Here is a 12,940-nt window from a genome sequence, read left to right as displayed (position 1 = left end):
GGCATGGCGCAGATCGCGGTGGTCCCCGGTTCCTTCGACCCCGTCACGCTCGGGCACCTCGACGTCATCGGCCGCGCGGCCGGGCTGTTCGACGAGGTGCACGTGCTCGTGGTGCACAACCCGGACAAGAAGCCCGCGATGTTCGACGCGGTCGACCGGGTCCGGCTCATCGAGGAGTCCCTGGTCGAGGTCGGCGCACCGGGTACCGTCCGGGTCGGGGAGTGGACCGCCGGGCTGCTGGTCGACTACTGCCGACAGGTCGGGGCGAAGGTCCTGGTGAAGGGCGTGCGGTCGGGCGAGGACGTCGCGTACGAGACCCCGATGGCGATCATGAACCGGCACCTCGCCGACGTCGAGACCGTGTTCCTGCTGCCCGACGCCTCGCGGTCGCACGTGTCGAGCTCGCTCATCCGCCAGGTCTCGACGCTCGGCGGTGACGTCACGCCCTACGTGCCGAAGGTCGTGGCCGAGGCGCTCGCCGCACGCTGAACCGACAGCTCGGACCGACGCTGCGCGGACACACCCCCGCTCGCCTCGACTCTCAGGCGCGTTCACGCTAGAGTTGTCGATCGTGTCTTCCCACGTGAACAGCCCCTACGCCCTGCGCGTGCGCGACCTGGCGCACCGTCCGGGCGAGATGCGCGAGCACTCGCTCGACATCGTGGTGCCGGACGCGCTGGGTGCCGGTGTCATCGCGGTGCGCGAGGGCGCTCCGCTCCAGATCGACCTGCGGCTCGAGGGCCTGCACGAGGGTGTCCTCGTGTCCGGTCACGCCTCGGCGGACGCGACGGGGGAGTGCTCGCGCTGCCTCATCGACATCAGCGAGCCCGTCGAGGTCGATTTCGCCGAGCTGTTCGCGTATGATGCCTCGGAGGATTTCGACTTCTTCGTTCGCGATGACCACGTGGATTGCGAACAGGTCGTTCGAGATGCGGTGGTGCTGGCGCTGCCGTTCCAGCCGGTCTGCCGACCGGACTGCCCAGGCCTCGACCCGGTGACGGGCGAGCGACTGGCCGATCTCGATGAGCAGCCCGTTCACGAGACGCTGGACCCGCGCTGGGCCGCCCTGTCCGGCGTCCAGCTCGAAGCAGCCGCACGTGCCGCCGACGGCGACACCACCGACACGAAGACCACCGAGGGCGAGGAGCGGGCCGAGGCCGAGTAGGCCCCGTCACCGCCAGCCCCCGTACCGACCACCGACCAACCGAAAGAGATTCACCATGGCCGTTCCCAAGCGCAAGCAGTCCCGTGCGAACACGCACGCCCGTCGTTCGCAGTGGAAGGCCACGCCGATCCAGCTCGTCAAGACGATCGAGAACGGTCAGGTCACGTACAGCCTCCCGCACCGCGCGAAGGTCGTCGAGGACTCGGCCGGCACCCCCCTGTACATGGAGTACAAGGGCCGCAAGGTCGCTGACGTCTGATCGGACCGAACGCATGACGACGACGTCCGGCGCCGCGGGGTCCAGCCCCGTGGGGCCGGACGTCGTTCGTCTGCAGGGCCAGCTCGGGGTCGACATCGACCTCGAGCTGCTCCAGCTCGCCTTGACACACCGCTCGTACGCCTACGAGCACGGCGGTATCCGCCACAACGAACGTCTCGAGTTCCTCGGGGACTCGATCCTCGGCCAGGCCGTGACCGTGAAGCTCTACCGGTCCTTCCCCGAGCTCGACGAAGGTGACCTCGCCAAGCGGCGCGCCAGCCTGGTGTCGACGGTCGCGCTCGCCGAGATCGCTCGGATGATCGAGCTCGGCCAGTACGTGCGGCTCGGCAAGGGCGAAGAGCAGACCGGTGGCCGCGACAAGTCGTCGATCCTCGCCGACACGGTCGAGGCGATCATCGGTGCCACCTACCTGTCCGCAGGACCCGACCCGGCGACCGACCTCGTGCTGCGCCTGGTCGAACCGCTCATGATCGACCCGGACCGCTTCGGTGCGGCCATGGACCCGAAGACGAGCCTGCAGGAGCTCGCCGCGAGCCTGTCGCTCGGCAACCCGGCCTACCGCGTCACCGAGACCGGACCCGACCACGACAAGACCTTCAGCGCGACCGTGGTCCTGCAGGGCGAGGACATCGCGGTCGGCACCGGTTCGAGCAAGAAGGCCGCCGAGATGTCCGCGGCACTCGACGCCTGGACCCGGCTGTCCGGCCGAGCGGCCTGACCGCGTGCCCGAACTCCCCGAGGTCGAGGTGGTCCGCGCCGGCCTCGAACCCGCGGTCAGCGGCGCGCGTGTCCTTGCCGTGCACGTGCTCGACGAGCGGGCGCTCACCCGGCACGACGGCCCGGCCGAGGACTTCGCCGACCGGCTGACCGGCCGCATGATCGCGGCAGCCGTCCGCCGGGGCAAGTTCCTCTGGATGCCGTTGCTGCCCGAGCACGAGGGCGACCGGCCCGAGGCCCTCGTCGCCCACCTCGGCATGAGCGGCCAGATCCTGCTCGGCCGGGGGCGCGAGGCCGCCAGGCACCGCCGCATCCTCATCGACGTGCAGCCCACCGGCACCGACCGCGGCGGCAGCACCGAACCCGCGGTCGAGCTCGAGTTCGTCGACCAACGCACCTTCGGCTCGATGGCGATCGACTCGATGGTGCCGACGGTGGACGGTGCCCCGGCCGGGTTCGCCGGACACATCGACGAGTCTGACCCCGACGCGGTCTGGCGGCGGAGCGTCCCGCAGCAGGTGTCGCACATCGCGCGCGACCCGCTCGACCCCGCCTTCGACGACGACCGGTTCGCCGCCATCGCCCGGAAGCGCTCGAGCGGCATCAAGCGGGTGCTGCTCGACCAGGGCGTCGTGAGCGGCATCGGCAACATCTACGCCGACGAATCGCTGTGGGCCGCGAAGCTGCACTACGACCGGCCGGCGGAGCGGTTGACCCGCGCCGACCTGCGGCTGCTGCTCGCCGAGGTGCGCAGTGTCCTCCGGCGCGCGCTCGAGGACGGCGGGACGAGCTTCGACGCCCAGTACGTCAACGTGAACGGGCAGTCCGGGTACTTCTCACAGCGCCTGAACGTGTACGGACAGCAGGGCGAGCCGTGCCCCCGCTGCGGCGCGACGATCGTGCGCGAGGCCTTCATGAACCGGTCCAGCCACATCTGTCCCGTGTGCCAACCGCGTCCCCGCGCCCGCACGCGTTAGCCTGACGCCCAGCAGCACAGCCCAGCAGCGGCCCCGCCGCAGCACGCGTGAGCACACCCGGAGACCGCATGTACTTGAAGAGCCTGACCATCAAGGGGTTCAAGTCCTTCGCGCAGCCGACGACGTTCGCGTTCGAGCCGGGCGTCACGTGCATCGTCGGCCCGAACGGCTCCGGCAAGTCCAACGTCGTCGACGCCCTCGCCTGGGTGATGGGGGAGCAGGGCGCGAAGACCCTGCGCGGCGGCAAGATGGAGGACGTCATCTTCGCGGGCACCTCGACCCGCGGACCGCTCGGGCGCGCCCAGGTGCTCCTGACGATCGACAACTCCGACGGGTTGCTGCCGATCGACTACTCCGAGGTGACGATCGCACGCACCCTGTTCCGGAACGGTGGCAGCGAGTACGCCATCAACGGCGAGAACTGCCGGCTGCTCGACGTGCAGGAGCTCCTGAGCGACACCGGCCTCGGCCGCGAGATGCACGTGATCGTCGGGCAGGGGCAGCTCGACAAGGTGCTGCACGCCACCCCGGAGGACCGGCGTGGCTTCATCGAGGAAGCCGCCGGCATCCTGAAGCACCGTCGCCGCAAGGAGAAGACCCTCCGCAAGCTCGACGCGATGCAGACGAACCTGACCCGCTTGTCCGACCTCGCGGGCGAGATCCGTCGCCAGCTGAAGCCCCTCGGCCGCCAGGCCGAGGTCGCGCGCAAGGCCCAGTCCGTCGCCGCAGTCGCGCGGGACGCCAAGGCCCGCATCCTGGCGGACGACGTCGTCCGGTTGCGCCGCGAACTGCACGACCACCAAGAGGTCGAGGCCGGTCGCAAGTCGGAGCGCATCGTCCTGACCGAACGCCTCGACCAGACCCGTGTGCGCCAGCAGCACGTCGAGCAGAGCATGGTCGGCGACGACGTCGACCGCGCCCGGACCGTGGTGCACCGCCTGGAGAGCGTGCAGGAGCGCCTGCGCGGGCTGTCCAGCCTGGCGAACCAGCGGCTGATGTTCCTGGCGCAACAGGCCGACGCCCCGCAGCAGGGCCCCTCGATCACCCCGGAGCGGGTGGCCGGAGTCCGTGCCGAGGCGGATCGGCTCGCCGCCCGCGCCGACGCGATGCAGGGCGGTTCCGCCGAGGCCGCCCGCGCGGTGCAGACCGCCCGTGACGCGCTCGACGCCCTCGACGAACGCATCGCCGCGCAGGCCGCCCGGGTCTCGCAGCACGACCTCGAGGCGCAGCGGCTGGCCAACGCCGTCGACGTGGCCCGGTCGAAGCGCGGCTCGGCGGTGGCGGACCGCGAACGTCGCGAGCGCGCGCTGGCCGAGGCGGGCGAGCGCGCCGAACGTGCAGCGGCCGCCCTCGCCGAGCTCGGCACCGATCCGTCCGAGGGCGTCGACGACGAAGCCCTCGCCGCCACGCTCGCCGCCGCCCGTGAGCAGCTGGAGGCAGCGCAGGCCGCCCGTGACGAACAGCGCGACCGGCTGCACGGCCTCGAGCGCGAGCGGGACGCCCTCGACGCCCGGGTCGCGGCGCTCGGCATGTCGATCGACGTCCGCGACGGCTCGCAGGCGCTCATCGACGCCGGACGCGCGGGCATCGTCGGCCGTCTCGCCGACGCGCTCACGGTGACGCCCGGGTTCGAGGGAGCCGTCGCGATCGCCCTCGACGGCCTGGCCGACGCCGTCCTCGCCGACGACCGGTCGGTCGCGCTCGACGCGGTCGCGCACGCCAGGTCCGAGGACATCGGCCGTATCGACGTCGTCGTCGCCGACGCACAGGACGCCCCCACGGACCTGCCCGACCGGTTGCCCGCGGGCGTCCGTCGTGCGCTCGACGTCGTGCAGGGTCCGCCCGCCCTCGCCGCGATCCTGCGGAACACGCTGATCGCGGACACCCCAGAGAACGAGAACGAGAACGCGAACGAGGACGCCGACACGCTCGACCTGGAGGCAGTGCTCGCCGCCGCCCCGCAGGCGACGGTCGTCACGCGGTCCGGTGACCTCGTGCGGGCCGTCCGCGTCACCGGCGGTGGGGAGCGCGTGACCTCGCGGATCGAGCTGGTCGCGGAACGCGACGACGCCGTGACCCGACGCGACGCGATCGCGACGGACGCCGAGGACGCAGCCACGGGCCTCCAGGCAGCACGCACCGCCGCCGAGGACGCGCGCCGCCGTGCGGACGAGGCCGACGCTGCGTCCCGCGCGCACGCGAAGGCGACCGCCGAGTACGACCGGACCAGCGCCTCGACCCGCGCGAAGGCCGAGAACGCGGCGGCCGAGGTGGAGCGTCTGCGCGCCGCCCTCGCCGAGACCGACGGGGCCGTCGAGGCCGTCGACGCCGCCCTGGCGGACGCCGAGGCGGTCCACCGGGCGTTCACCGAGCAGGAGCGGCCCGTCGTCGACGCTTCCGAGCGCCCTGGGCTGCAGGACGCGCTCGAGGCCGCACGCGCCGCCGAGGTCGAACAGCGCATCCAGGTGCAGACCGTCCGTGAGCGCGTCCGCGCCGAACGACACCGTGCCGACCAGCTCGAACGCCAGCTCGAGGCCGAGCGCGCGGCGGCCGAGGAAGCCGCCCGTCGCGCGGTGATCCGTCGCGGGCAGATCGAGACCGCCGAGGCCGTGCTCGCCGACCTGCCGGGCGTGCTCGGCGCCGTCGACCGGTCCCTCGCCGGGGCGCGCGTCCAGCTCGCGACCGAGGAGTCCGAACGGTCGAAGCGGAACACCGAGCTGCAGGCGATCCGGAACGAGGAGCGCGAGCTCCGCGACCGGCTGCAGACCATCACCGACGGCGTGCACTCGCTCGAGATGGAGATCTACGAGAAGAAGCTGCACGTGTCGGGCGTCCTCGACCGGGCGCTGAGCGACCTCGGGCTGACCGAGGCCGTGCTCGTCGCCGAGTACGGGCCGACCGTGCCCGTGCCGGTGGACGTGTTGGTGGACCCGCGGGTGCTGGCGCGGAAGCACCGGGAGGCCGAGCGCGCTGCTGCGGCGGCTGCAGCAGCGGACGACGCGTCCGACGCGGACGACGCGGACGAGGACGTCGACGTCGCGCCGGACGCCAGCGACGCCGACTTCGACACCACCCCCGACGACGACACCGTGGCGCTCGTCGACGCTGACTCGACCTTGCCCGGCGGCCCCGCGCTGCCCGAGTTCGACGTCACCGACGAGGTCGACCCCGCCGACGTCGAGACCGTGCCGTACGTCCGCGCCGAGCAGGAGCGCCGCCTGCAGGCCGCCGAACGTGACCTCGGTCGGCTCGGCAAGGTGAACCCGCTCGCGCTCGAGGAGTTCCAGGCCCTGGAACAGCGGCACGCGTTCCTCGCCGAACAGCTCGAGGACCTGCAGAAGACCCGCACCGACCTGATGACGATCATCGACGAACTCGACACGAAGATGCAGACGATCTTCGAGTCGGCGTTCAACGACACCAAGGACGCCTTCGACGTCATCTTCCCGATCCTGTTCCCGGGCGGCTCGGGGTCGATCAACCTGACGAACCCCGCCGACCTGCTCGGTACCGGGATCGACGTGCAGGTGAAGCCCGCCGGCAAGAAGATCGACCGTCTGACGCTGCTGTCCGGTGGCGAGCGGTCCCTGGCTGCGGTGGCGCTCCTCGTTGCGATCTTCACGGCACGGCCCTCGCCGTTCTACATCATGGACGAGGTCGAGGCTGCGCTCGACGACGCGAACCTCGGCCGCCTGCTGACGGTCTTCGAGCGGCTCCGCGAGTCGTCGCAGCTCATCGTCATCACGCACCAGAAGCGCACGATGGAGATCGCGGACGCCCTGTACGGGGTGTCGATGCGGCAGGACGGCGTGTCCGCCGTCGTCGGGCAGCGGGTGCAGAAGCGCGAGCCGGCCGACGCGGTCGCGTGACCGGCCGAGCGCAGCCGGCCTGCCGAGTTTCGCGCTGAGCGACAGCTCACGCGCTCCGGAGCGCGCAGAGTGTCGCTCAGGCCGAAACCCGGCGCGCGGCACTGGTCGCGACCACGGACGGACGGGAGGCACGGTGCCAGCTGGCACCGTGCCTCCCGTCCGTGTCGACGCCCGTCCAGGGCGTGACGCTTACTTCGCGTCGGCCTCGACCGACTCCGTCGGCTCGCCCGTCGGGGTGAGCCCGCGCTCCTGGCGCTTCTTGGACACGATGAGCGACGCGGTCGTCGCCACGGCGATCGTCAGCAGGATGAACCCGAGCGAGAACCAGATCGGGATCTCCGGCGCCCACTCGATGTGCTCGCCGCCGTTGATGAACGGCAGCTCGTTGACGTGCATGGCGTGGAAGACGAGCTTCACACCGATGAAGCCGAGGATGACCGCGAGGCCCTGGCCGAGGTAGATCAGGCGCTCGAGCAGCCCGGCGATCAGGAAGTACAGCTGCCGCAGCCCGAGCAGCGAGAACGCGTTCGCGGTGAACACGATGAAGGCGTCCTGCGTGAGCCCGAAGATCGCCGGGATCGAGTCGAGCGCGAACAGTACGTCGGTCAGACCGATGGCGACCATGACGAGCAGCATCGGGGTGAACAGGCGCTTGCCGTCGACCTTGGTGGTCATGCGGTCGCCGTCGTAGTGGTCCGAGGTCGGGATGATGCGCTTGAGGATCCGGATCAGGCGGGAGTCGCCCTCGTCACCACTGTGGTCGTTGCCGCTGCGGGCCTGCGACCACGCGAGCCAGAACAGCAGCGCGCCGAACAGGTAGAACACCCACGAGAAGTTCTCGATGATCGTGACGCCGAGGGCGATGAACACGCCGCGGGCGACGAGGGCGATCGCGACGCCGACGAGCAGGACCTTCTGCTGGAACTCCTTCGGCACCGCGAAGCTCGTCATGATGATGAGGAAGACGAACAGGTTGTCGACCGACAACGCCTTCTCGGTGAGCCATCCGGCGAAGTACTCGCCGCCGGCCTGTCCGCCGCCGAAGACCAGGATGCCGAACCCGAACAGGATCGCGAGTCCGATGTAGAACACGGACCAGAACGCGGATTCGCGGATGTGCGGCACGTGCGGGGTGCGCACGTGCGAGTAGAAGTCGAACACCAACAGGGCCAGGATGCCGGCGATGGTGAGGAGCCAGACGAAGAGTGGGACGTCCACGGTTTCCTTCAGATAGGGCGTTCCACAGGAATGGGGGTACGCCGAGGCCTGAAGGTCTCTTCCGCCGTGTCGCACCGGAGCCGGTGCTGCACGACCGGCGCCCCGGGTCCCGGGTCGATCCGGGCCGTACTGACGGGGTCACCGAGGAGGAATACTCCCCTTCGTGTGTCAGATCGTACAGGGACGGACGGACATGCGCCGCGCTCTAAGCTGGGAACATGGCGAGTTCCTGGTCACTGTCCTCACGGCTGCGCGGCCTCTTCCAGCGCAAGACGATCGACGAGACCACGTGGGAGGAGCTCGAGACCGCCCTGATCGGCGCTGACTTCGGCCCCGACGTCTCCGAGGCGATCATCGACGACCTGCACGCTCGCGTCGACCGGTACGGCACGACCGACCCGGCCGACCTGCAGCGCATGCTGCGCGAGGTGCTCGAAGAACGGCTGTCGAAGCTCGACACCACCCTGAAGCTCAGCGCGCGACCCGCCGTCGTGCTCGTCGTCGGCGTGAACGGTGTCGGCAAGACCACGACCATCGGCAAGTTCGCCAAGTTCCTGAAGACCTACGACCGCACGGTCCTCGTCGGTGCGGCCGACACCTTCCGTGCCGCCGCGGTCGAGCAGGTCGCGACCTGGGCGGAGCGCGCCGGTGTCGACGTCGTCCGCCCCTCGCAGCCCGGACAGGACCCGGCGTCGGTGGCGTACCAGACCGTCGAGAAGGCGATCCGCGACAACACCGAGATCGTGGTCATCGACACGGCCGGCCGTCTGCACACCAAGGCGGGTCTGATGGACGAGCTGACGAAGATCAAGCGCGTCGTCGAGAAGCAGACCGAGATCAGCGAGGTCCTGCTCGTCCTCGACGCCACGACCGGGCAGAACGGGCTGGCCCAGGCGCAGGCGTTCATCGAGGGCGCCGGGGTGACCGGTCTCGTCATCACGAAGCTCGACGGCTCCGCGAAGGCCGGGTTCGTGCTCAGCGTGCAGGAGAAGACCGGCATCCCGATCAAGCTCATCGGGCAGGGCGAGGGCATCAACGACCTCACGGGTTTCACCCCGCACGTGTTCGTGCAGAACCTCGTCGGCTGATTCCGGGTACCGTCTCCGCAGTACAGGGATCGTCCAGGTACATCGGAAGGAGCCCCTCCAATGCCAGCACTCCTGATCATCGCGATCATCGTCGGCCTCGTCCTGCTCTTCAGCGGCATCTTCGTCGGTGCCCTGAAGTTCCTGCTGTGGGTCGGGATCGTCCTCATCATCCTGGCCGTCATCGGCTGGCTCCTCAGGAGCATCCGCGGTCGCGCGTAGCGATCGCGTCGCCCTGAACGGGCGGATGGACGGACGGGAGGCACGGTGCCAGCTGGCACCGTGCCTCCCGTCCGTCCGTGGTCGCGACCAGTGCCGCGGGGTCAGGGGCTTCAGACCGCCTGGCGACCCGGCGCCGCGTCCAGCAGGTGCGACAGGTGCTCGGGAACCGAGCCGCCGCGCGCGACCGTGGCGCGTGCCCACAGGCGTCCGGCGCGGTACGACGACCGGACCAACGGTCCGGCGAGCACCCCGGCGAAGCCCATCTCCTCGGCGACCTCGCGCAGCGCGACGAACTCCTCCGGCGTGACCCAGCGCGCCACCGGCAGGTGCCGGGCGGACGGACGGAGGTACTGCGTCAACGTGATGATGTCGGTGCCGGCGTCGCGCAGGCGCTGCAGGGCGTCCTCGATCTCGACGCGCTCCTCGCCCATCCCGAGGATCAGGTTCGACTTCGTGACGAGCCCGGCGTCGCGGCCCTGCGTGATGACGTCGAGAGAGCGCTCGAACGTGAACGCCGGTCGGATGCGCTTGAAGATCCGGGGGACGGTCTCGACGTTGTGGGCGAAGACCTCGGGGCGCGCGTCGAAGACCCGGCCGAGCTGGTCCGGGCGGCCGTTGAAGTCAGGCACCAGAATCTCGACCCCGGTGCCGGGGGAGTGCTCGTGGATCTGGCGGATGGTCTCGGCGTAGAGCCAGGAGCCGCCGTCGGGCAGGTCATCGCGGGCGACACCGGTCACCGTGGCGTACTTGAGCCCCATCTCGGCGACCGAGTCGGCGACGCGGCGGGGCTCGTCACGATCGAGTGGCTCGGGCTTGCCGGTGTCGATCTGGCAGAAGTCGCACCGACGGGTGCACTGCGAGCCGCCGATCAGGAACGTGGCCTCGCGGTCTTCCCAGCACTCGAAGATGTTCGGGCAGCCGGCCTCCTGGCAGACGGTGTGCAGCTGCTTGTCCTTCACGAGGGCGGACAGCTCGCGGAACTCCGGACCCTGGGTGGCGCGGGTCTTGATCCACCCCGGCTTCGTCTCGATCGGGGTCTCGGCGTTGCGGGCCTCGACGCGGAGCATCCGGCGGCCTTCGGGGGCGAGGGTCATACGAGGGTCTCCTGTCGTGCGGGCGCTGTGCTGGGGGCTGCGGCGCTGCTGATCCGGCGGCCGGTCCGCATGCCGTGCTCGGCGGCGCGGATGCGGTCGACCACGGTGTCGGCGAGGTCGTCGACCGTGACGGCGTGACCTGCGGCGGCGGTCAACGTGGTCACGCCCGCGTCGGCGATGCCGCACGGCACGATCGCGGCGTAGGCGTCGAGCGCGTTGTCGCAGTTGATCGCGATGCCGTGGGTCGTCACGCCCTCGGCGACGTGCAGGCCGATGGCGCCGACCTTGGCGGCGGGCGTGCCTGCCGGCCTGCGTCCGGTCGTCCAGGCTCCGCTGCGCCCGTCGATGCGTCGTGCGTCCACGCGGACCGCTGCTGCTGCGTCGATGATGACCTGTTCGAGGTCCCGCACCCACGCGACGACGTCGATCGGCGCGGCCAGCCGGACGATCGGGTAGGCCACGAGCTGCCCGGGGCCGTGCCAGGTGATGCGCCCGCCGCGGTCGACCTGGACCACCGGCGCGCCGTTCGTCGGCAGGTCGGACGGCTCGGTGCGACGGCCGGCGGTGTACACGGACGGGTGCTCGCACAGCACCAGGGCCCCGGGGGAGCGGCCGGCGACGACGTCGGCGTGGAGGTCCCGCTGCAGCGCGAGTCCTTCGGCGTAGTCGAGCAGCCCGGCGGGCCGCACGATCTCGAGTTCCGGCATGCGAGCGAGCCTACGACTGTTTCTGGACGGAGTACAACAACCGATCGGCTTGACCTCAACCGAGGTTGAGGGGTTCGGGTGGTGGACATGGACATCCGCCAGGTACAGCTCGCCACCCGCTCGCTCGACGACACCGCTCGGTTCTGGGAGCGGCTCGGCTGCCCCGTCGACCGCGCCGACGAATCGGTCGAGGTGCACGTGGGGTTGACGCGGCTCGTGTTCCGGGACCTGCCGGAGATGACCGGCGCGCTCCACCTCGCGATCACGATCCCGACGGGCACGTTCGACGACGCTGTGGCGTGGATCGCCGGGGTCGCGACGGTGCTGGTCGACGCCGACGGCCGTGACGAGTTCGACGGGCCGCCGAACTGGAACTCGCGATCGGTGTACTTCGAGGGTCCGGACCGGCAGCTGCTCGAGCTGATCGAGCGGCGCGACCTCGCCGCGTCCACGTCCGCCGCACCCGCACCCGCCCCCGCGCGCGCCGGCGCCGTTCCGCTCGTCTCGGTCAGCGAGGTCGGCATCGCCGTCCCGGACGTCCTCGGGGCCGTCGAGACGCTGCGCCACGCCGGGCTCGAGGCCTACGCCAACCCGCCCGTCGAGGGCTTCGCCGCGGTCGGTGACGTCGACGGCCTCGTCATCCTGGTGTCGCCGGACCGGCGGTGGTTCCCGACGGGGGACCGCCTGCCGTCGACGGCGCCGGTGGTCGTGGACCTCGGGTTGGACGCCCCGGTCGAGCTCGCCCCCGGGGTGCTGCTGCGCTGAGCCGTCCCGTCGTCAGCGCAGTCGGTCGAGCTCGCCGAGGAAGTACGCATCCGCTCGGGTGTGCGCGTCGGCCGAGGGGTTCTCGGGCGGCAGGTCGTCGAAGGGCCGCGCCAGCTCGAGTTCCGCGTCGACGAATCGCACGAGGACCTCGGGCGGGGTGCCGTTGCCGACCTCGCGCGTCCGTGCCTTCACCGCGATGAGTTCCGCCGTCGCGTCCGTCACCGCTCGATCGACCGTGGATTCGGCGAGCAGCGTCGGCAGGTCCATCGGCGGCATCGCGCTCTCCGGGTGGTCCCGCAGCCACCGGAGCGAGGCCGCGGTCCGGAGCACGTAGAAGAACCGCTTCAGGGTGATCTCCCGCTCGTACTGCCGTGCGGCGACGTGCAGGTAGTGCCGGCCGATCCGCCCGCGGTCGGCCACGCTCGCGACGAACGCCAGGAGTCGGTCGCGGAACGCCTCGTCGCCCGTGTAGACGATCGGTGACCGCAGCCACTCGCCGACCGTCGCGTTCCCGTTCACGGCGAGGCGGACCGTCTTCGCGAGGTCCCAGCCGTTGACGTCGAACACCTCGTCCAGCGGCGTCTCGATGACGTCGCGGCTGGGCCACAGCGACAGGTAGTCGTCGGGGCGGCGCAGGTAGAGGAACCGGCAGTCGTAGTCGCTGTCGGGCGATGGGAAGCCCCAGGCGCGGCTGCCGCTCTCGATCGCCCAGGGGATCGTCACGCCGAGGTCGGTCTGCAGACGGGCCAGCCGTCCGTCGATCTCGGCGACGACGGCGGGGTCGAGTCCTGCTGGTACGGCACGCATGTCGAGACGATACCGAGGACGGCGGCACCCGAGC

General features: G+C 70.8%; 13 protein-coding genes. 9 read left to right on the top strand and 4 right to left on the bottom strand.

From position 1 onward, the window contains the following. The first annotated feature begins 3 nt into the window (after positions 1–3). The 6 genes from coaD (at position 4) to ITJ59_RS13420 (ending at position 7,008) form a co-directional block, all read left to right on the top strand. Positions 4–489, top strand: a complete 486-nt coding sequence (coaD, locus tag ITJ59_RS13445) for a pantetheine-phosphate adenylyltransferase (protein WP_194651751.1) — start codon at positions 4–6, stop codon at positions 487–489. A 94-nt stretch (positions 490–583) separates the two neighbouring features. Next, a complete protein-coding gene (locus tag ITJ59_RS13440; protein WP_194651860.1) occupies positions 584–1,165 on the top strand; it encodes a DUF177 domain-containing protein in 582 nt (193 codons plus the stop codon). A 55-nt stretch (positions 1,166–1,220) separates the two neighbouring features. Then, positions 1,221–1,424, top strand: coding sequence for a 50S ribosomal protein L32 (gene rpmF / locus ITJ59_RS13435; RefSeq protein WP_017888273.1), 204 nt, complete (start codon positions 1,221–1,223; stop codon positions 1,422–1,424). A 13-nt stretch (positions 1,425–1,437) separates the two neighbouring features. Beyond that, a complete protein-coding gene (rnc, locus tag ITJ59_RS13430) occupies positions 1,438–2,163 on the top strand; it encodes a ribonuclease III (protein WP_228511478.1) in 726 nt (241 codons plus the stop codon). A 4-nt stretch (positions 2,164–2,167) separates the two neighbouring features. After that, positions 2,168–3,139, top strand: a complete 972-nt coding sequence (gene mutM / locus ITJ59_RS13425) for a bifunctional DNA-formamidopyrimidine glycosylase/DNA-(apurinic or apyrimidinic site) lyase (RefSeq protein ID WP_194651749.1) — start codon at positions 2,168–2,170, stop codon at positions 3,137–3,139. Positions 3,140–3,207: 68 nt separating this feature from the next. Then, positions 3,208–7,008: an AAA family ATPase gene (locus ITJ59_RS13420; protein WP_194651858.1), complete on the top strand. Its 3,801-nt coding sequence runs from the start codon at positions 3,208–3,210 to the stop codon at positions 7,006–7,008. Positions 7,009–7,197: 189 nt separating this feature from the next. On the opposite strand, the gene ITJ59_RS13415 is transcribed toward ITJ59_RS13420, so the two are convergent. Next, the gene (locus ITJ59_RS13415) at positions 7,198–8,226 is read right to left on the bottom strand and encodes a TerC family protein (protein ID WP_194651748.1); all 1,029 of its coding nucleotides are present in this window, start codon (positions 8,224–8,226) and stop codon (positions 7,198–7,200) included. 218 nt (positions 8,227–8,444) lie between these two features. Between ITJ59_RS13415 and ftsY the strand changes: the two genes are divergently transcribed. Together ftsY and ITJ59_RS13405 are read left to right on the top strand one after the other, a co-directional pair. Continuing rightward, complete coding sequence (gene ftsY, locus ITJ59_RS13410; protein WP_194651745.1) at positions 8,445–9,314, top strand: signal recognition particle-docking protein FtsY; 870 nt, start codon at positions 8,445–8,447, stop codon at positions 9,312–9,314. 60 nt (positions 9,315–9,374) lie between these two features. Continuing rightward, a complete protein-coding gene (locus tag ITJ59_RS13405; protein WP_139199230.1) occupies positions 9,375–9,533 on the top strand; it encodes a DUF4175 domain-containing protein in 159 nt (52 codons plus the stop codon). 110 nt (positions 9,534–9,643) lie between these two features. Here ITJ59_RS13405 and lipA read toward each other — a convergent pair whose 3' ends face one another. Continuing rightward, entirely contained in the window at positions 9,644–10,627 is a 984-nt protein-coding gene (gene lipA, locus ITJ59_RS13400) for a lipoyl synthase (RefSeq protein WP_194651743.1), read from the bottom strand. Next, the gene (gene lipB / locus ITJ59_RS13395) at positions 10,624–11,334 is read right to left on the bottom strand and encodes a lipoyl(octanoyl) transferase LipB (protein ID WP_194651741.1); all 711 of its coding nucleotides are present in this window, start codon (positions 11,332–11,334) and stop codon (positions 10,624–10,626) included. Before lipB ends, lipA begins: the two co-directional genes overlap by 4 nt. An 87-nt stretch (positions 11,335–11,421) precedes the next feature. Here lipB and ITJ59_RS13390 point away from each other — a divergent pair, with 87 nt between their 5' ends. Beyond that, positions 11,422–12,099 carry a hypothetical protein gene (locus ITJ59_RS13390; RefSeq protein WP_194651739.1) on the top strand — a complete coding sequence of 226 codons (678 nt, stop codon included), beginning with the start codon at positions 11,422–11,424 and terminating at the stop codon, positions 12,097–12,099. 12 nt (positions 12,100–12,111) lie between these two features. Here ITJ59_RS13390 and ITJ59_RS13385 read toward each other — a convergent pair whose 3' ends face one another. Further along, complete coding sequence (locus ITJ59_RS13385; RefSeq protein ID WP_194651737.1) at positions 12,112–12,906, bottom strand: DNA polymerase beta superfamily protein; 795 nt, start codon at positions 12,904–12,906, stop codon at positions 12,112–12,114. Positions 12,907–12,940 lie beyond the last annotated feature (34 nt).

Origin of the sequence: Curtobacterium sp. VKM Ac-1393 (assembly GCF_015350995.1) — a bacterium.
Taxonomy (GTDB): Bacteria; Actinomycetota; Actinomycetes; order Actinomycetales; family Microbacteriaceae; genus Curtobacterium.
Note: the sequence above shows the minus strand (reverse complement) of the source record. Positions and strands in the feature narration are given on the sequence as shown.